This is a genomic window from Reticulibacter mediterranei, from assembly GCF_016587455.1.
Map to the genome: position 1 here is coordinate 50,153 of NZ_BNJK01000002.1, position 18,755 is coordinate 68,907.

18 protein-coding genes are annotated in these 18,755 nt (G+C 53.2%); 9 read left to right on the forward strand and 9 right to left on the reverse strand.

Going from position 1 to position 18,755, the window contains the following annotated elements; translation table 11 throughout:
* Window positions 1–115: 115 nt before the first annotated feature.
* From K3T83_RS38370 to K3T83_RS38405, 8 genes are all read left to right on the forward strand, one after another.
* Window positions 116–508, forward strand: a complete 393-nt coding sequence (locus K3T83_RS38370) for a beta/gamma crystallin domain-containing protein (RefSeq protein ID WP_220208418.1) — start codon at window positions 116–118, stop codon at window positions 506–508.
* Window positions 509–666: 158 nt separating this feature from the next.
* Complete coding sequence (locus K3T83_RS38375) at window positions 667–1,158, forward strand: SGNH/GDSL hydrolase family protein (protein WP_220208419.1); 492 nt, start codon at window positions 667–669, stop codon at window positions 1,156–1,158.
* Between the two features lie 272 nt (window positions 1,159–1,430).
* On the forward strand, window positions 1,431–1,691 hold the full coding sequence (locus tag K3T83_RS38380; RefSeq protein WP_220208420.1) for a hypothetical protein: 261 nt from the start codon (window positions 1,431–1,433) through the stop codon (window positions 1,689–1,691).
* Between the two features lie 74 nt (window positions 1,692–1,765).
* Window positions 1,766–2,179 carry a GntR family transcriptional regulator gene (locus K3T83_RS38385; protein WP_220208421.1) on the forward strand — a complete coding sequence of 138 codons (414 nt, stop codon included), beginning with the start codon at window positions 1,766–1,768 and terminating at the stop codon, window positions 2,177–2,179.
* Window positions 2,176–3,138, forward strand: a complete 963-nt coding sequence (locus tag K3T83_RS38390) for an ABC transporter ATP-binding protein (RefSeq protein ID WP_220208422.1) — start codon at window positions 2,176–2,178, stop codon at window positions 3,136–3,138. Before K3T83_RS38385 ends, K3T83_RS38390 begins: the two co-directional genes overlap by 4 nt.
* Window positions 3,138–3,890: an ABC transporter permease gene (locus tag K3T83_RS38395; RefSeq protein ID WP_220208423.1), complete on the forward strand. Its 753-nt coding sequence runs from the start codon at window positions 3,138–3,140 to the stop codon at window positions 3,888–3,890. The genes K3T83_RS38390 and K3T83_RS38395 overlap by 1 nt, the downstream gene beginning before the upstream one ends.
* Window positions 3,891–4,575: 685 nt before the next feature.
* Complete coding sequence (locus tag K3T83_RS38400; protein WP_220208424.1) at window positions 4,576–5,496, forward strand: CPBP family intramembrane glutamic endopeptidase; 921 nt, start codon at window positions 4,576–4,578, stop codon at window positions 5,494–5,496.
* Between the two features lie 187 nt (window positions 5,497–5,683).
* Window positions 5,684–6,589: a CPBP family intramembrane glutamic endopeptidase gene (locus K3T83_RS38405; protein WP_220208425.1), complete on the forward strand. Its 906-nt coding sequence runs from the start codon at window positions 5,684–5,686 to the stop codon at window positions 6,587–6,589.
* A gap of 16 nt (window positions 6,590–6,605) precedes the next feature.
* Here K3T83_RS38405 and K3T83_RS38410 read toward each other — a convergent pair whose 3' ends face one another.
* Window positions 6,606–7,151 (reverse strand): TetR/AcrR family transcriptional regulator, encoded by a 546-nt coding sequence (locus K3T83_RS38410; protein WP_220208426.1) that lies wholly within the window; start codon window positions 7,149–7,151, stop codon window positions 6,606–6,608.
* 141 nt (window positions 7,152–7,292) lie between these two features.
* On the opposite strand from K3T83_RS38410, the gene K3T83_RS38415 reads away from it, so the two are divergent.
* Complete coding sequence (locus tag K3T83_RS38415) at window positions 7,293–8,345, forward strand: aldo/keto reductase (RefSeq protein WP_220208427.1); 1,053 nt, start codon at window positions 7,293–7,295, stop codon at window positions 8,343–8,345.
* A 166-nt stretch (window positions 8,346–8,511) separates the two neighbouring features.
* On the opposite strand, the gene K3T83_RS38420 is transcribed toward K3T83_RS38415, so the two are convergent.
* From K3T83_RS38420 to K3T83_RS38455, 8 genes are all read right to left on the reverse strand, one after another.
* Window positions 8,512–11,187 carry a peptidase domain-containing ABC transporter gene (locus K3T83_RS38420; RefSeq protein ID WP_220208428.1) on the reverse strand — a complete coding sequence of 892 codons (2,676 nt, stop codon included), beginning with the start codon at window positions 11,185–11,187 and terminating at the stop codon, window positions 8,512–8,514.
* A 23-nt stretch (window positions 11,188–11,210) separates the two neighbouring features.
* Window positions 11,211–11,378: a hypothetical protein gene (locus K3T83_RS38425; protein ID WP_220208429.1), complete on the reverse strand. Its 168-nt coding sequence runs from the start codon at window positions 11,376–11,378 to the stop codon at window positions 11,211–11,213.
* Between the two features lie 26 nt (window positions 11,379–11,404).
* Window positions 11,405–12,022: a hypothetical protein gene (locus tag K3T83_RS38430; protein ID WP_220208430.1), complete on the reverse strand. Its 618-nt coding sequence runs from the start codon at window positions 12,020–12,022 to the stop codon at window positions 11,405–11,407.
* A 147-nt stretch (window positions 12,023–12,169) separates the two neighbouring features.
* Window positions 12,170–12,427 carry a hypothetical protein gene (locus K3T83_RS38435; protein ID WP_220208431.1) on the reverse strand — a complete coding sequence of 86 codons (258 nt, stop codon included), beginning with the start codon at window positions 12,425–12,427 and terminating at the stop codon, window positions 12,170–12,172.
* A 161-nt stretch (window positions 12,428–12,588) separates the two neighbouring features.
* On the reverse strand, window positions 12,589–14,475 hold the full coding sequence (locus tag K3T83_RS38440; RefSeq protein WP_220208432.1) for a hypothetical protein: 1,887 nt from the start codon (window positions 14,473–14,475) through the stop codon (window positions 12,589–12,591).
* Between the two features lie 626 nt (window positions 14,476–15,101).
* Entirely contained in the window at window positions 15,102–15,665 is a 564-nt protein-coding gene (locus K3T83_RS38445; RefSeq protein WP_220208433.1) for a GNAT family N-acetyltransferase, read from the reverse strand.
* 16 nt (window positions 15,666–15,681) lie between these two features.
* The gene (thiO, locus tag K3T83_RS38450; protein ID WP_220208434.1) at window positions 15,682–16,803 is read right to left on the reverse strand and encodes a glycine oxidase ThiO; all 1,122 of its coding nucleotides are present in this window, start codon (window positions 16,801–16,803) and stop codon (window positions 15,682–15,684) included.
* A gap of 116 nt (window positions 16,804–16,919) precedes the next feature.
* Entirely contained in the window at window positions 16,920–18,350 is a 1,431-nt protein-coding gene (locus K3T83_RS38455; RefSeq protein ID WP_220208435.1) for an APC family permease, read from the reverse strand.
* Window positions 18,351–18,755: the final 405 nt, after the last annotated feature.

The following is an 18,755-nucleotide window of genomic DNA, read 5'->3' on the forward strand; positions in this document are numbered from 1 at the left end:
CATGTATTTACCCTTTTTCTCGTTTATATTGGAAAGCCGCAGGAGAATAGTGAACGAACTGTTCTTCTCGCATATATCAGTTGTAAAACGTATAATGTACAAGGAGAAAGACTTCGTGAAAAAGTCTACAAAATATCTGGTTCTTGTTTGCACCCTGCTGCTGGCTCTGGGAGCCATCTTTGGCACCGTCGCGGTCCACACACACGCTGCTGCAAAGTCGGCGAACAACATCCACGAGGTGTCTTGTGACACGCAATCAGCCTTCTTGCGAATATTTACCAACAGTGATGGAGTGAGATGCTTTACCGATTCGGGTATAATCAGCAACATAACTATTGAGAATATTTATCGGATATGCTCTGGCAATAATAGAGTAACTTTCGATATAGACACGACTAATCCTGGATTTGGCGAAGGAGTCGTTGATGGTAGTCACGTCCGACTCGACCAATACGAGTGCAGAACGTTTACTGTACCGGCGAAAGTAACACTTCTTGAGATTATATAGATTCTAACGATCCCTCGATGGGATAAGGTAGATGACCTTTTCAAAAGAGATTTTCCCTCTTTTCTTCTTGAAGAGAGAAGTTTATCTATATATGTTTAAGGTAATAATTTAATGAGATCACAAAGTGCATTACTGGAGACTGCACTCCCGATCAGAGTATGCTGAAACAAAAAATTGCGGCCTTAGAAACCCGCCTGATTCAGGTCTATGAAGAGATCCATACAGCGGCTCCAGATGCCGACATTTTCGTTATTGGCTACCCTTTGCTGGTCGCCGCTCCTGATCAAGCAAACTGTCACGACTCAACTACGAAATCTAAGTTGAGCACCAGTGAGATGGCCATGATCCGTACACTGGGAGACCAGTTTCACTCTGTGATGCAAGGTGCTACCCAGTTTGACGGTGTATCCTTCGTAGATGGAGCCAGCACATTCCAGGGGCACGAGGCCTGCACCAGCGACCAGAGCGCGGAGTGGATCAACGAAGTCACACTTACCAACACCACTGGCTCTTTTCATCCCAACCAGTTGGGAAACGAGGCCTACGCTAAAGCAGTGAATGACGCTCGCAATAATCTCTACGCCTCTGGGCAGGTTCGTCTAGAGGCCACAGGTAGACAGATCTTTTTCAAGAGCACACATTCTGGATAAGATTTGTCTATGGGGCGAGGGCGACAAGCGCAAGGTTCTCGCGTCCTCTCCCCATGCCCCCCTGGTCGCCTGGGTGGACCAAAAATCCTTTGTGCCCAGAGCCATTCCTCTTCAATTGCCAGATGCACCAATGATAAATTTTTACGAACGGATCTGGTAATCTCTTTCGTAGTGGAGCGATATATCGCCCCACTACAACTCTATCATTGACCCAACATCGCATGTATAGTATTCTGGCAGAACCAATGAATAGAGGTATAGAAAATAGAGCTATGAAAAAAATGCATGCGGTCAACAAAAAAAAGCGCACATTGCTGATTATCTCAGGTCTTGTGCTGCTACTAGTAATCTATGTGTACCTCAATAATGGCCCACTTTTCCTTCAAGCACACAGTGGCAAGCCGCTGCTGCTGGCTCATCGGGGTGTGGCACAGACATTTCACCCGGAAGGTATTACCAACGATACCTGGATAAGATCGCGCCGCTCTATCGTGGCAAGTAATAATTGGAGGAAGTTCTGCTTCCCCTCTTGACAACTTCGTTTTTTTGCTATATCATTTCCTCAATGTATCAATGTTATGATACATTAATAGATAAGGACAGGAACGTGGCGATCTGGTTGCATATTAATATACGCAGCGGCGTCCCTATCTATGTGCAGTTGATCGAACAGATTCAACATGCGCTGGAGGTTGGCACGCTCTCCCCTGGGGATGGCTTGCCCTCGGTGCGCGAACTGGCGAGCGAGCTGTCAATTGCACCCAATACCATTGCGAAGGCATACAACGAACTTCAGCGCATGGGCCTCATCGAGAGCCGAGCAGGGAAAGGGACCATTGTTCTCGGCGAGGTCGAGGAGACTATACGGACGCGGCAACAGGAGGCGCTGATCGAACGTTTGCAGGCAATAGTTCACGATGCCAGCAAGCTAGGAATGAGCGCCGAAACGTTACAGAGCCATTTTGAATATGCCGTCCAGCAGTTCTTTCCTGAATTGCAACGACCAGGAGACAAGAAATGAACGATTATGCGTCAAGGACGCGCAACGGAGACGCCCGGCCTCAGTCGCCCACAGGCCAGGCGGCCATTGAAATAGAGAATCTAACCGTCAGTTACGGGAGGCACCAGATCCTCAAAGGACTGAGCCTGGAGGTTCCTACCGGTTCGATCTTCGGCTTCCTGGGAGTCAACGGCTCTGGCAAGACGGCCGCCATCAAAACACTGCTCGGGTTCCAACGACCTACCAGTGGGCGCGCACGCGTGCTGGGCTATGACGTGGTGAACCAGCAAAGCGAGATGCGTATGCACGTTGGCTATGTTAGCGAGACAAACAGCTTCTACGACTTCTTAACCATCCCGCAATTGTGCGCGCTTTCCCGCGATCTGCACCAGCGGTGGGATCAAGAGGCGGTGGATCGCTCTCTCAAACTGTTTGAGCTGCCGTTGAACAGGCATGTCAAGCACTTTTCCAAAGGCATGAAGTCGCAACTGGCTCTCTGCCTCGCGCTGGGCCACGATCCCGACCTGCTGATCCTGGACGAGCCAACAACGGTCCTCGACCCGGTTGCGCGCCAGGTCTTTCTCAAAATGCTTATCAAACAGGTAGCGATGGCGGGTAAGACGGTCTTCTTCTCTTCGCATATTATCTCGGAGGTTGAGGCCATTGCCGATCACGTCGCCGTCTTGCACGCAGGCAGGCTTGTCATTCACGACGAACTGGACCATGTGCGCGACTGGCAAAAGCAGGTGCGCTTCACTTATATAGAAGAGCCTCTGGCTGAGGAGATAGAGCGGCTCGGTCGCCTGCCAGGAGTTCGCCGGATCGAGCAGGAGGGGCGCGCCGTGCGCCTGCGCGCCGAAGGAAATGTCGATGCGCTTGTCGAAACGCTTCAGGCGCGACCTTACGAGTTGCGCAATCTAGAGGTGACTACCGTCAGCCTCGAAGATGTGCTGCTTGAATTTCTCAGAGGAGAGGTCTGATGAAAACGAAAGAGGTGCTGGAGGCACGCTGGAAAGTGAGCATCTTCGCCCTGCTCGCCTTTCTCGTCGCCAGTGTAAATAGTGCTTTCTATCAGATTGATGGAGACACAATCCCCCTTCGGAACGACGTTCCTCCTCCTCTCCAAAATCTGATACCAGAACACCTGGCAAGTACTTTCAATGCCTTTGCCTGGCTTCAGTGGTTCGCAACAAACGGGCCGTTCCTGCTGGCGCTCCTGGCTACACTGCTGGGAGGCGGACTGATCGCCAACGAGGTCAGCAAGGGCACCATTTTCTTTCTGCTCAGCAAACCGGTCAGCAGGGAACGCATTCTGCTCACCAAATACGGGGTGAGCGCTGCCCTGCTGCTGGTTGTGAGCGTCATTGGAGGTATAGGGCTTGCCATCGCTGGCACCGCGCTGAGGCAGCCGCAGAACGTGCTGCATCTGCTGATCGCAACGATATTGCTCTGGCTGGCGGCTCTGTTTCCGCTGGGACTCGCGCTCTTTTTCTCCGTCGTCCTGTCCGATGGTTTTCGCGCGATGACCTTCTCTCTGCTTGTAACCCTGGCGTTCGCACTGTTCCCTGTCATCCTGCCCAACGGCTGGAATTGGAGCCTCTGGCACTACTGGGGCAACCTGAATGCCTATCTGAATGGCGGTTTCCCGCTCAAGGAGTATCTTGTCTGCCTCGTAACGGCGGCGATCCCCTTGCTGGCCGCCCTTATCGCGTTTCGGCGCAAAGCGTATTAATAATATATATAGATAATGCAGACGATATGGAAGAAAAGAGAATATAACAATGCATATCTTCGATTTATGGTCGCGTCCGGGTATAGTTGAGACAATGGCTCTGCCTCGTCCGAGTCACCTGCTATACCCATCGCCCGGCACTTTGTATGGATACCCAGTCTCAAATTCGATAATCCATGCCTTTGATTTATGGTCGTGTCCGGGCTACCTGTCATACTCATCGCCTCCTGGCAACTTGTACGGATATCCAGTCGCAAATTTCCCGCATTGGTGGTGGTTGCCCTGCATAGAGGTCCATCGCCCCTACGTTTCAAGCATAAGGAGTTTTCTATGAACATCCCGTCGTCCGCTCGTCCTACTTCGTCGCCGGGGAAGCTAAGGCAGTTTTTGCAGCGCTACCCGCTGATCTGCTACTTTGTGATGGCTTGAGAAGAACAGTTACCTGGCTCTGGTGATCGGCTTTGGCACGTTTGCCATATTGATGATTGTCTTCACACGTGGTCGCCTCGGCTATAAACAGACATCTGTACCTACAGATATAACAACGGTACTCGACAAATACGGGTATTAACGAATTCATGTCAACCGGTCTACAGGAATTCATTGCTATAAAACTCAAGCAAAGGGAATGTATGTCTCTTCTGACTGAACATTGCCCTACCTATCAACATAAAGGAGTTTTCTTATGAGCATCTCATCATTTGATCGTCCTACCATTCCCGCTGCGGGAGGGATTCGTGGGCTGCTTCAGCGCCATCCGCTGCTCAGTTACTTCGTGATAGCCTTTGGGTTCACCTGGATTGCCTGGCTACCTTATGTGCTTGGGAAAGATGGATTGGGCCTGTTGCCCTGGCAGCTTGGTCAGGTAGGTCTCGTTCCTGGAGCGTATCTCGGGCCGCTTCTGACGGGCTTTCTGATGGCTGGGGCAACGGAGGGTAAAGCCGGTGTACGCCATCTATTACGACGCCTGATCCAGTGGCGTGAGGGCTGGCAGTGGTATCTGGTTGCCCTCGTGGGCATCCCGGTCATCAGCATGCTCGGCTTCCTTGCAATACCGGATGCGCTGGCGGCTTTCCACCCTGTCTTCCCTCAAGTCATCCTGTTTCTTCTGCTGCTTCTACCTATAGAAATGCTCACGAGCGGACTGGCCGAGGAACCGGGCTGGCGTGGTTTTGCCCTGCCGCGCCTGCAAGAGCGATATGGTCCCCTGCTCGCCAGCATCATTCTCGGCATATTGTGGCAATGCTGGCATCTCCCTCTGTACCTTACCGATTGGGGGAGGGATGCCGGTTGGCTCGGAATCGGTCTGGATATTATTGGCAATCTTGGCCTCACCATCCTGATGACCTGGGTCTTCAACCATACGCGGGGCAGCCTCCTGATCATGATTTTGCTCCATGCCATGCTTGATGCCTTTGGATCAACGGCAGCAATCAGCCTCTTCTCGTTTGAATGGGTACAACAACATGGGCATATGGCACTGCTGATCGGTTTTGATACAGTTGGGCTGATACTTGCCATCGTGACGCGTGGCCGTCTGGGATATAAACCAGCTTCTCCTACCCCTACTGACATAACAACAGTCCTCAACAGGGATAGATATTAAGACTTCACCAAATACCCTGGGAACGTCACCCGAATATGGGAGGGGCGATAGCTTGTTCTCGCCCGTGAACCCGTCGCGCCGCCTGGGAAGCCGGGCGAAGACAAGCCATCGCCCCTCCCATATTCGATTACATCCAGAGAATTTAGCAAATATACCAATTGCCTGTCAATATAAAGGAGTTCTCTATATGAGCATTACGTCGTTTGATCGCCCTGCCATCCCCGCTTCAGGAGGGATTCGCGGACTGCTACAGCGCTACCCGCTCGTTTGTTTCTTCGCAATGGCCTATGGCTTTAGCTGGCTTGGCTGGTTGCCCTACATTCTTTCTCTGGACGGGTTGGGCATCCTGCCCTTTCGCCTGCCGCTCGGAGACTTCTCAGTTGCGCCAGGGGCGTATCTTGGGCCATTGCTGTCGGGCTTTCTGATGGTCGGGGCAACCGAGGGTAAAGCTGGTGTGCGTCACCTGTGGCGGCGTATGATACAGTGGCGCATGGCCTGGTACTGGTACATCTTCGCGCTCATCTGTACCCCCCTCATCAGAACGCTTGGTGCGGTCGTCCTGCCAGGTGTTCTGGGGACAGTTCGCGCTGACGGTCTGCAAGCATCATTATCAACTTACCTCATACTCCTTCCTGCCGCCGTGCTGATTAGCGGATTAGCCGAGGAACCCGGATGGCGTGGCTTTGCTCTGCCGCGTCTACAGGAGCGTTTCGGGCCATTGCTGGGTACAATCATTCTTGGAGTACTGTGGTCGATCTGGCATTTCCCGCTGTTCCTCACGTCCTGGACGACGGCCGCTGGCCTGCTGCCACTTATTGAGTTCACGGCTACCGCTACAGCCATCGCCATCATCATCACCTGGGTCTTCAACAACACACGCGGAAGCCTGCTGATTGCCATGCTGCTTCATGGGGCCGTCGATGCCTACAGCCCGGCTGTGCTTTTTGCCGATCCCCAGCTCAACACAACACTGCACGCGCTGATCGGCTTCGGCATGGTGGCGCTCCTGCTGATCGTCCTCACGCGTGGTCGCCTGAGCTATCAACGGCTCGTTTCCTCCGTTGATGCACACGATAAATTACAAAATGTGTAATTTTCTCATGCTACACTTAGCGCAATCCACAAAGAATGATATCAAGCAAACGTTCAGCCTGCTTAAGGCCAGCTTGATCCTGAGGAACGCGCCACAACGCCGAGACTAATAACAGGACATCATCAGGGAGAATGTTGGGCTGGATCTGTTCTGCATCCGAAGCCGCTTTGAGGAGAGAAGACAGTGCCTGAATGACTATCGGATATGTGCGCTGAACGACACTCTTTTCGGCGGCTTTGGTTAACGCTTCCCCGAGGCCGTGCTTCATACGTGTATAGATGGCAAGCTGCTCTATCCACACCCGCAGCGCCGCAAGTGGCTCCATCTCCTCAAGGAGATGGTCAACAGTATCAGCGTGATGCTGCACGTCATGACAATACAATTCCAGAATCAGTTCTTCTCGGGTCGCGAAATGCCGATACAGAGTTCCAGGACCAACGCCTGCCTTCTTAGCAATGGCATTCATGGAGACGGTTTCATGATGTAACAATAAATCATGGGCTGCTGCTAAAATAGCCGCCCGATTGTGCAGAGCATCTGCTCGCTGATCTTTGGGATTCACTCTCTTTTCCCCATGTAAAGTCCTTGACAAACGGAGAGTTCTCCGTTTAATATAGATATCAGAACGGAGAGTTCTCCGTTTATTCTGGTTTCCAGAGAGGAAACACTTTCTGAATCCTATTAAAATACAGCGAGGACATTTATGCAATACCGAAAACTCGGGATGACCGGCCTTGAAGTGTCACCCATCGCCATCGGGGCGATGACCTTCGGTGAACCGACTCGCGGCCATCCCGCCTGGTCGCTTGACGAAGAGGAAAGCCGCAAGCTTATCAAGCATGCACTCGATGCAGGGATTAATTTCTTTGATACGGCAAACATGTACTCCCAGGGCAGCAGCGAAGAAATACTTGGGCGGGCGCTGAAAGATTACGCGAATCGTGACGAAGTGGTGATTGCCACGAAGTTGCGACATCCGATGCGGTCAGGTCCCAATGGGAAAGGGTTGAGTCGCAAAGCCATTATGACTGAGGTAGAGCATAGCCTGAGCCGATTGGGAACTGATTATATTGATCTCTATCAAGTTCATCGCAACGACCATACGACGCCTCTGGAAGAGACGCTTGAGGCGCTCCATGATCTGGTCAAAGCGGGCAAGGTTCGCTACCTTGGAGCCTCATCCATGCCAGCGTGGGAATTTGCTAAAGCGCTTCACATGCAACGTGAGCGCGGATGGACTCGTTTTGTCAGCATGCAGGATCACTATAATCTCCTGGCGCGCGAAGAGGAGCGAGAGATGATTCCGCTCTGTCTTGACGAGGGTGTCGGAACGATCATCTGGAGTCCATTGGCTCGCGGAAGACTTGCACGTGCCTGGAGTGAGGCAAAGTCCACCACACGTTCAACGAGTGATGCGTGGTTTGCCGATATGTTGTACACCCCTTCCACTGAGGCAAGCAACAAGGCCATTATCGAGGCGGTTGGAAAGATTGCTGGTGATCGCGGGAGGAAACGCGCCCAGATCGCGCTGGCATGGCTACGCAGCAAACCGGTGGTGACGGCACCGCTCGTTGGCGCAAGCTCCATTGAACAGGTCGACGATGCGATAGCATCACTCGACATCGAGTTGACGGAACAGGAAATCCAACAACTAGAAGCACCATACACCCCACGCTACGACTTCCAGGGAATCTCTGATGATGCTCAACTCCAGGCGATCATGGCGAAAATACCACAATTTACCACAGCGAGTTGAGGGGGAGAGAAGGAATGAACTCCCATCTCCAGATGAGCAAAAGCGCTCGCTTGAAGAGGGGGTTCATTACTACAGCTCATTAATGACATTCCCAGAACGAACAGGGTATGACGCGATAGAAGCGTAAGGAATGGCTAAAGGTCTCTCATTCACATCATCCTCCTGGTTATCGCGCCGCAAGTTCGCCATTTTGCAGTTGCGTTTGAATCAATTGCGTATAAAATCCTCTTTTACGCAAGAGCTGTTCGTGCGTGCCCTGCTCCACGATTTTTCCCTGATCCAGCACGAGAATTACGTCGGCGTTGCGGATGGTGCTGAGCCGGTGCGCGATGATGATCTGAGTGCATGGACAGCGGTTGAGATTTTGCTCGACGAGATGTTCCGTGACGACATCGAGCGCGCTGGTTGCCTCATCGAGCAGCAGCAACGAGGGACGATGAGCCAGCGCACGAGCCAGGGAGAGCCGCTGACGTTGCCCACCGGAGAAGACGCTGCCACCTTCTGAGACCAGCGTATCGTAGCCCATTGGCATCTTCTGGATATCATCATCGATGGCTGCGATGCGCGCCGCTTGAATGACCTGCTCAAGATCCATATCGGGATTGTTCAGCGCAATATTTTCTCGCACCGAACCGCTAAAGATGAACGATTCCTGCATCACCACACCAAACTGGTTGCGCACCTCCTGATAATTCAGCCGATCGAGCGGGATACCATCGAACAGAATCGATCCCTCGCCCGGCGTAATCAGGCCAACCAGCAGCTTGCCAAGCGTGCTTTTGCCCGATCCGGTGCGGCCAACCAGCGCAACCTTCTGGCCTGGACGAATCCTGATGCTAATGCCATCCAGAATCATCGAGGCCGTCTGGTCATAGCGAAAGCTCACATTGCGTACCTCAACAGCGCCGCGCAATTTATGGGTTGTGGTGGCCTCGGTTGGCGATTGCTCAGGTTCGGCCTGGATCACATCGGAGATGCGAGCAAAGTGCGCCCGCACAATTTGTAGCTCCTGTACGCTGCCCGCAAGCGAAGCGAGCGGTCCCAGCAATTGCGCTGCCAGCGTATCAAGCGCCAGCATCGTGCCCACACTCATTGCGCCGTCGATCACCTGCATCGCACCAATCCAGAGCAACAGCAGCGGCGAAAGGAGGCTGACAGTACTGAGCAGTGTGCCGATGACCGAGGAGAGGTAGCTCAGGCGCAACGAGATATTCATTTCGTCAAAGAAGAGATTCTCCCAGCGCGCGAAGGCCCGGCGCTCGGCTCCAGCCGCCTTGAGCGTGACAATGCCAGAGAGGATCTCGTTCATGTACCCCTGCGCCTTGCCCTGCGCCTCCAGATCGCGCTGGGTCAACCGACGAATAGCAGGCGAGGTCAGTAGTAACAGCGCAATTTGCACGGCACCAATGGCGAGCGTCACTTCAGCGATCAGGCGGGAGAGCGAGATCAGAATAGCAAGATAGACAATCACCGTGCCGCCATCCAGCAGGGTTGAGATCATCTGGTTGGTCAGGATATCGCGAATCGCCCGGTTGCTACTCATGCGAGCCAGAAGATCACCGTTCAGACGTAACTGGAAGAAGCGATAGGGCAGGCTCAAGAGATGCTCGAAAAAGTTGAGCATCATATCTGTATCGATGCGCGTCTGCAAATAGATCAGGAGAGATGAGCGCAGAAATGATGTAAGCCCCTGCATCACCACCAGAATCAACATACCTCCAACCAGCAGAAAGAGCAAATCAGACTCCTTGCCAGGTAGAATGCGATCAACCACTATTTGTGTGAGCAAGGGAGCGCCCAGACCCAGGAGTTGCAATAAGAGCGAGGTGCCGATAATCTGCATAATAATGGCGCGCATTCGCAGCAGCGAGCGCATATAAGACCAGGGAGAGAGCGAGGTCCGGGCCGATTTTTGCTCAAACTGTGGACCCGGCTCAATCATCAGCGTAACGCCGGTAAAGCCTTCGTCGAACTCTTCGGGGGTCAATGTTCGGCGACCAAGCGCGGGATCAAGGACATCAATTTGTTTGGGTGACCAGCGTTCGACGATCAAGAAATGGTTGAACTCCCAATGGACGATGGCGGGCTGGGTCACATAGCGAAAGTCTTCCAGATTAAGCGAGACCGCACGCACGCGCAAGCCATATAAACGGGCAGATTTCACCAGCTCGAGCGCGGTCAGGCCATCACGTCCAACGCCGCAACGCTCCTGCACCTCTGATGTACTGGTGGCATATCCATAATAGTTCAGCAGCATCGCCAGACAAACCGCGCCGCATTCGACTGCCGTCACCTGCCTCATCTCGGGGATGCGCCGCATCTTTCTGCGGAGCTTGCGCCTGGGAGCCTGAATCTGAGCCTGAGTTTGTATTCCAGGTTTTGTCTGAGTAGTGGTGGCAGCAGGTATCACAATAGCCTTCATTTCCTGCGTCTCGGTCTGGATGATCTCCAACAGTTCCGCAGGATAGCGCTCGCTCTGCTGCTCCCATCTGTAATGGCCGGTTGGTCGCGCAAAGGGAACACCACGAGGGTATCCCGGAAATTCTGCCCCGCTCGTATACATGCCCCGCGACGGCATCGGCAACGATCTCACCAGCCGCGATGAGGACAGCTCATCGCTCTGACTCTTGTTCGCCGCTGGTTGCGCCACTTGAGCAAAGGGATCGTTGTTATCCATAGTGATCGGCGGCAACGTTGGCCACTCAGGGATCGGGATCGGCACATTGCCAGTGGTCTCTCTCTTATCTTCCGGTGAGCGATGTGGCAGCAATATTGTCGGGGTGACTATTGCTCGCTTCTTGCTTGTCTGTCCTAACGATCTGGTGGGCTGTACAGGTTCCATAGCGACTACTCACCTCTAATTATTTATTGGTGCATCCGGCAAACCACCCGAATATGGCAGGGGCGATGGCTGGTCTTCGCCCGTTGTTGCCCCATCATTGCGCCTGGGGAGCCGGGCGAGGACCAGCCATCGCCCCTGCCATATTTGATCTTCATCCAGGAGGATTTTGTGGGTGCACCATTTATAAGCATGAATCAAATAATTCCGGTAACGCATGTTATTTAAATAAGCGATGCCATTGTTGCGAGATAGTAGAGAAGAAGGGCGACAAATTATCAATGCCGGGTAACATGGTAACGATACTCTCCGATCCAATCTGTATTTGCGCCTGACACTGACTCCCTAAATATGTTTGCGCCTGTGACATTGGCTCGACAGCAGCGGTGGCAACAACAGCCGGGCCGGAGAGCGTCTGAGCCAGAGGTGCGGCCTGGGCCGTGTACTTGCTGCTGATCGCGGTCGGACTCATGACATCTTTTTCAACCTGATCGATAGTGCTGTTAAAAATAATATTGGACCCGATAGTAATGCGAACGGGCTGCCCGACTTTCAGGTTCGCCTGCTGATTCGTGGGAAGCAGGAGCAAAACAATGATCTTCTGGGCAGTTTTTGTATTAGCTACATTCTGCTCAACGACAACGCCTTTCCCCTGCACAACCACCGGCTCCTGAATGGTCCAGACGAGCGCTCCACCAGCGACGGAAAGCGCCAGCAAAACCCAGAGAAAGACAAACATTGGTGGAGAAACGAGGCGCAAAATAACGTGTCGCTCCCTCTTCTGGATATGCTTTTCTACGGCACGCTGACGAAAAATCGAACGGTCCAGAGCAGCCATGACTTTATCTCTCTCTCAATACTCCAAACAGTATTACATTCATTATGTATGGAAGGGCCGCTCCCATCGCAACGCTCATCATGATGATAGTATGTAGCGACGGCGAGCGGCCTTACAGACAGCTTCTACACGAACCTTCTTCCCTGATTACCAGTGCAAAGGTGGGTTTTTGTAGTTGTTCCAATCGTAAACGTTGGTGTTGTTCGTGGTGGTCGTGCAATTCATCTTCTTGTGATGATGATGGTGATGATGGTGATGATGGTGCTTCATCTTCTTTTTATCATCATCGTCGTCATCGCTTTTGGATGAGGATGAACAAGTCCCGCCAGCGACCTGGAGTAACTGTTCGTCGGTCAATTCCTGTGCAAAGATATCCTGAGCGGGTGCAGCTTTTTTAGAGAACATTGTAATGTTTCCTTTCTACATCACGGTAATCATCGAAGTAATCTGTAGTGATCGAAATCCGATCTACTTATTGACACGACCCAGATATACAATATTTGCAGGATAGGACTTTCAGAACAAAGCATAGGACTTTTGCCTACCCTGCAAATACCATGTCAATATTAGTTGTTATGGTGGCGATGTTTCTTGCCGCCATTGTTCCCAGTATTCCCAGTATTCCCAGTATTCCCAGTGTTTCCATTGGCACCAGTGTTGCCATTGTTGGCAGCCGTGAACGTCACCGTTCCCATCGCGCCGCCGTTCGAGACTGTAACGGGTGCGCTGGCAAGCACATTGCCCTGCGCATCGGTCACAGAGGCTGTCCAGGTTGCGGGCAGCATCGTCACTCCCTGCAAGTTGTTAATGACGGTGGCAGCTGCGTTAGCGCCGTTTGCATCGGTATTTTCTGCCTGATGAAGCACCTGATTGTTATTCGCTGTATCGGTGATATTGACGAAGAACTGCTGGTTAGCAAAGTTGGTAATGTTAAGATTTGTCGCGACATTAGCGTTCCCGGCGTTCTGATCCAGCGTGATGCCGATTGTACCAGTTACGGCTGGGGTGGTGGCAGCACCGCCATTGTTGCCGGTGTTGCCCATGTTTCCATTGTTTCCGTTATTTCCGTTGTTCCCATTGTTAGCAGCGGTGGTCAGGGTTGCGGCGGTCACAATGCCGTTGCCATCGGTAGTGAGCGTGACGGGGTTCTGGATCTTCAACAGGCCGACGCAGTTCAAGCCATCAGCTCCGAGAGCGCCATTCAAGCGGTTTGCCAGGAAGGTGAACATATTGTTGGCCGTTGCGCCACCATCAGGAGATGGGCGGTTCTGGAAATTGGTCATGTCAAGCTGCAAACGTGGGACACCGACATTGACGAGATTCTGACAATACGTGGTAGTACTGGCATCGTTGAGATTGGCGGCGGGCGTCTGGTTCGCGCCAGCGCGATAGAGATTGGTTTTCTGAAGGCTGGGATTGTTATTGACCAGGACCATTGGATCGCCAGCGGGAACCAGCGCGATGGGAGCCTGCTGATCGGCGGCGGCCATCAATTCGTCGGTAGCATATGTTGCGACAGGATTATTGTTGTCGGTCAGGTCAGGCACCGTCCAGGGAGTACAACCGAGTGCCGGATCAAGGAATGTAGTCAGCAACGCGTTGTCGCTGGGGTTGGCGATGACGGTTGCATTCGCCAGTTTCGCCTGGTTCGCGGCTGAGAACTGAGCGATCTGCCCATTACCATTTGCAAGATACTTTGTCTGAACGTTATCGCTCTGGTCCATATCAACCATACCGAAATCGCGGGTCGTCATACACGGCTTGCCATCATTGGCCATGCCCAGAGCCGGAACCTGCAACATGCCAGCCTGAATAGCTTGATTGGCAGCCTGGAAGAAGGCAGGGGCGTTACAATAGGCAAACTGTCCGAAGGGAGAGCCGGGAGTACCGTTGACGCAGTTACCGTTTGTGCCGCCCTGCATGGTCATCTGGATACGCCTGCGACCGTTCATGCCTCGCCCGCCGTTACGAGCATTATTTTGCAAGGTCAGAGTTGCGGAGTTGAAGCCATACCAGATACCCACAACAGCATTTGCAGGCAGCGTGGGAGCGGTGGGCGCAACAGCCGGCTGCGTTCCCTTGTCAACGACGACTGGCGAATAAGTGGTGATCTGACCTGTGGCCGGATCGATAATATCAGCCTGGACAAAGGCAGATTGAGCAATGTTCGCTTCGTTACAGGGGCCATCAGCCGCATTGGTGGCGACCAGTTGATATGGCGTTGCGAGTCCCTGAGCTGACAAGGGGTTCGGCGGCACGATCAGAGTACAGTTCATATTTAAAGCCGCCGCTGCATGCGATGCCAGGCGTTGCTGAATGATAAATCCGCCAACGCCAAGCACTGTGACAAGCACTGTAACACCAATACCGATCAACATAAGCGGGGACATGCGATTCTTTTTGCGCGAAGAGCTGACAAGCACTTTCGCGGGATCACGTGGTTTTGTGAGCATCGTTGTTCTCCTCAAACCTTTTCAATGTACTTCGTACAAAGTCCGTACAAATACATCTCTGACATACTATCTCAAGGACATCTGCTCATATGGTCACAATTGACAGATGTCGATGACCCAAATTCAGCAACCCACTGTCGCGGGATGTCGCGGTTGCAACTGTTCTGTGTGAAATAGTAGCATGCAAATTGAATAATCCTGCTATATTCTCTATTTACCACACGAAAAGTACTATTATCGCATTAAGAAACCTTAACTACGAAAAGCACTTTTTGATACATTTTTACTACAAAAAGGAGATCCTGTAAAAATATGGCTTCTGATACGTGGGCTGTTTATGAAGTCAGGTGGAATAGGTTGGAGAGCCAATGCCTCTCGCCAAACGAGGAAATTTGGAGAGGTTTGCAAGGGTTGCTCTATCTAGTATACATCAACATTGCAGGGATACCATCACCAATAGTACTCCAGAAAAATTATTTTTCTCTTCATGTCGTCGTTTCGCAATAATTGGTGCATCCGGCAAATGCGCCAGGGAGAGAGAGGATTTCCCCACACGTAGCGACAATGGGAGGCCCAATATGCTCTGTTCCCTTAACATTGTCCATTCAATTGCTGGATGCACCCAATTATCCATGCCACTCATGCTTGAGCAAGCCAAAGTAATACTCGTCCTCGAAACGATCTTCAAAGTAATAGCGCTGGCGCAAGTTTCCCTCGTAAGTGAAACCCAGCTTTTCGAGCAACGCTTTGGAGCGCTGATTCTCAATGTCAATAATCGCTTCGATGCGGTGCAATTCGAGCATGGTAAAGCCATAGGTGAGCACGGCAGACATCGCCTCCGCCATCACGCCCCGGCCCCAATAGGCACGATTGAGGTCGTAGCCTGTCTCCACGCATTGTCCATGAGCGGCGAAATGGTGGAAGCTACAGGAGCCGATAATCTCGTTCTGATCGGCAAACGTAATGCCCCAGCGAATCGCCTCGCGTTGTGTATAGCGTGTGTCAACCTGTGCAATCCACTCGCGGGTTTTGTCAAGGGTACTATGAGGGGCATGCCCATAGTACTTCATGGTTTCCTCATCAGAAAAGATGGCGAAGAATGCCTCCGCATCGCCTGGTCGAACCTGCCGCAGCCGCAATCGTTTCGTCGTCAGTTCGGGAAAGCGCGTGAACGCAGCATCGATAGTCATAAGCAGTTCCTTTCTGTCAAGATGGAAACCGTTCAGGGGAGAATGGGCGGATGATCGGCGCGATCTGGCCGGTGATGAGAAACTCGGCGATGGTCTGGCCGGTGAGCGCACCCGTCATGATACCGATGCTGTTGTGTCCCGCCGCCATGACCACGTTCTCCCAACCAGGGAGAGGGCCAAGCAAGGGCTGATTATCGGGCGTCTTTGGGCGCAGGCCAGCCCAGGCCGTGACCATTTCGCTGTGAGCCAGGACTGGCATCAGCCGTTGAGCCGTCGTTTGCAGCCAGGCCGTGCCATCTTCTGTCACCGCCAGATCAAAACCCGCCTCCTCGCGCGTGGCTCCGACAATGATAGTCTCGTCTCCCGGCACCAGATAGGCGGCCTCACCAAAGATGATACGCTGGAGAGGCGGGACAGGTTGTTGCAGGGAGAGCAACTGGCCTCGCAGGGGACGTATGGGTAGCGCATGGGATTGTTCAGGGAAGAGCCACGCGGCACAATACGCGGCCCAGGCTCCCGCCGCGACGACCAGCGATTGACACGGCAACACCTCACCCTGAGCAGTTCGTACTCCCGTCACCCGCGCGCCGCTCCGCTCGATTGCGAGGACCTCTGTATGTGTGCGGAAGATCGCTCCCCGTTGCCGCGCCGCCTGGACGAGCGATTGCACAAACGGTCTCGCCTGAATCTGCCCCTCTGTGGGCGCGTAGACGGCAGCGCACACATCCGGGGAAAGCTGCGGCTCAAGCTGGCGTGCTTCGTCTCCACTCAGCCAGTGCATCGGCAAACCCAACGGCTTCCAGGACTCCCAACGCTTCTTGAGGCGCGCAACGCGTTTCGGATGCAGTACTGTGCGCAACGCTCCGATCTGTCGATAGCCCGTGCGCAAGCCGGTTTCCACCGCTAACGTCTCCACCAGTCGGGGCAGCAACGCGCAACCAGCCAGCAGAAAATCGGCCAGAGGACCAGGGCCAGAGAGTGGACCAAGCGGGGCCAGCAAGCCAGCAGCTGCCCCCGAAGCCTGTGCGCCGATCTCTCCCCGTTCCACGACCATCACGCTCACACTGGCCTTGCTCAGATAATACGCGATGGCACAACCAACGACACCACCACCGATAATAACGATATCCGTTTCCATAATCCAACGATCTCCACGTAGCGACAATCCCTTGCGGTTGTCGCGGGCAACACACCCAATAAGGGCAAACAGCGACAACCGCAAGGGATTGTCGCTACGTGGAGAGCATACACCAATTATACAGGCACCACAAGCCTCTTTCTGACTATAAGCAGCACGACGAGTCCCAGCACGACCCAAACGGCGAGGACATAGGGAATGAAGTTGAGCGGCGCATCTCCCGGCGAGGCCAGCGCCGCAACGAGAATCAACGCAACCATCAAGAGGCTGAGTGCAGGCACGAGGCCATGACGAAGCCAGTGAAATTGCGAGCGTCGTTTGCGCCAGAAGAAACGGATGCAGGCAATATTGACCAGCAAGTACAGCAGCAGGATCAACATAGCATCAAACGTTCCTAGAAAGGCAAAAGCAGCAATGGGAGAGAGAAAGATGCCAAGACCGATGCCAGCAACCAGGCCAACCAGCGAAAGAGCGAGGATTGCGCCCACCGGCGTATGATGCACTGGATGCGTCCAGGCCAACCAGCGCGGCAACAAGCCATCGCGTCCCACTGCAAAAATGATGCGTGCCCCGCCATTAATGATCGCAATAGCGGCGCTGAAAAACGAGAGGATGCCGACGATATCGATAAATGCTGTGAGCGGACCGCCACCAAAGCGGCGACCAATCGTATCGAACGGGGCGGTATCCTGTGCATAACCATTCACCATATGATCGATCCCATAGCCAACCGTCGCAACGTAGGCCATCAGCACGTAGAAGATGCCCACAACGAGCATCGAGCCATAGACGGCGCGCGGAATATTGCGGTGGGGATTGCGCGTCTCCTCGCCCAGCGTGGCAGCTGTCTCAAAACCAATGAAGCTCAGGACAGAGAAGATAATGCCAGCGGTCAGATCGCCATTCGCGGGAACGGCAGCGAGCGTAAATGGTGCTGCGGTGAGACCTCCCTGTTCGCCAACACGAAACAGCACAATCAGCGCCAGAATGAGACAGATAATCGTCTCAAATATCAAGAGCGTAAGATCGACGCTCATAGAGCGCCGAATTCCAGCATAGCTGATGGCAAAGACAATGCCGATGGCAGCGACGAACCAGAAGCTCCAATGCAGATTCAGGCCAAACCAGCGCTGCATCAAGGTCTGGATATTAGCGCTCATCAAAACAAACGAATATGGGACGCCAACCAGCACCGCCATAATGCCGATCCAGGCCGTGAGCAGTCCCCAGCCTGGACCGATCCCCTCGGTCACAAAAGTATATGCCGAGCCACTGGAAGGAAGTTCGCGCGAAAACTCGCTGTACTGATTGGCGACCAGCAGCGCCAGCACGAAGCCAATCAAATAGCAGAGCGGAATGGCCGCACCAACCAGCCCGGCCTGGGGCACGGAATTAAAGAAGATTGAAGCGGCTGGCGACATCACCGCCACCGAAATAACAATCGCATGGCGCAGATCGAGTGTGCCATGCTTGAGCGTCGGGAGATCGCTGGCCGTCATTACCACATTGTCCTCGTCGGCCGGCAGGGGAGAGGCTGTTTCGCTCATGAGATCCTTCCTTAACAAGCAATAACTCACCGAAACGCAGACTTCATATCAGCACATCCGCTAGACTCCGCCGTCAGGATGCACCAGTTATCGAGGAAGAGAAACAAGAATGATACTACTATTGTACCGTATTTGACGCCAGTTATGCGCGCTCTGATCAAAATCATGAGTCATCCCGGATTTTTTTGCGGCGCCTCTGTCCGCACTGCTCGCCGCGCAGCGGCTCGCTGGTTGAGGAGGGGATGGTGGCTAGAGGCAGGCTGTGCCTGCCTCTAGCCACCATCCCCTCCTCAACCAGGACGAAGGGCCGAAGGCGCTGAGGTGTACGAGAACCACAGGAAAAAAATCCGGGATGACTCATAAATATCAAATATGACATAGGGCTGACAGGTAAGCCGCTGTATC

Coding starts and splice junctions, on each gene's coding strand:
- K3T83_RS38445 (WP_220208433.1), bottom strand. CDS start 15,665: ATGACTATCGATGCTGCGTTCACGCGCTTTCCCGAACTGACGACGAAA.
- K3T83_RS38425 (WP_220208429.1), bottom strand. CDS start 11,378: ATGCTTATAAATGGTGCACCCACAAAATCCTCCTGGATGAAGATCAAA.
- K3T83_RS38430 (WP_220208430.1), bottom strand. CDS start 12,022: ATGGCTGCTCTGGACCGTTCGATTTTTCGTCAGCGTGCCGTAGAAAAG.
- K3T83_RS38380 (WP_220208420.1), top strand. CDS start 1,431: ATGAAAAAAATGCATGCGGTCAACAAAAAAAAGCGCACATTGCTGATT.
- K3T83_RS38390 (WP_220208422.1), top strand. CDS start 2,176: ATGAACGATTATGCGTCAAGGACGCGCAACGGAGACGCCCGGCCTCAG.
- K3T83_RS38440 (WP_220208432.1), bottom strand. CDS start 14,475: ATGCTCACAAAACCACGTGATCCCGCGAAAGTGCTTGTCAGCTCTTCG.
- thiO (WP_220208434.1), bottom strand. CDS start 16,803: ATGGAAACGGATATCGTTATTATCGGTGGTGGTGTCGTTGGTTGTGCC.
- K3T83_RS38420 (WP_220208428.1), bottom strand. CDS start 11,187: ATGGAACCTGTACAGCCCACCAGATCGTTAGGACAGACAAGCAAGAAG.
- K3T83_RS38375 (WP_220208419.1), top strand. CDS start 667: ATGCTGAAACAAAAAATTGCGGCCTTAGAAACCCGCCTGATTCAGGTC.
- K3T83_RS38455 (WP_220208435.1), bottom strand. CDS start 18,350: ATGAGCGAAACAGCCTCTCCCCTGCCGGCCGACGAGGACAATGTGGTA.
- K3T83_RS38400 (WP_220208424.1), top strand. CDS start 4,576: ATGAGCATCTCATCATTTGATCGTCCTACCATTCCCGCTGCGGGAGGG.
- K3T83_RS38415 (WP_220208427.1), top strand. CDS start 7,293: ATGCAATACCGAAAACTCGGGATGACCGGCCTTGAAGTGTCACCCATC.
- K3T83_RS38435 (WP_220208431.1), bottom strand. CDS start 12,427: ATGTTCTCTAAAAAAGCTGCACCCGCTCAGGATATCTTTGCACAGGAA.
- K3T83_RS38395 (WP_220208423.1), top strand. CDS start 3,138: ATGAAAACGAAAGAGGTGCTGGAGGCACGCTGGAAAGTGAGCATCTTC.
- K3T83_RS38405 (WP_220208425.1), top strand. CDS start 5,684: ATGAGCATTACGTCGTTTGATCGCCCTGCCATCCCCGCTTCAGGAGGG.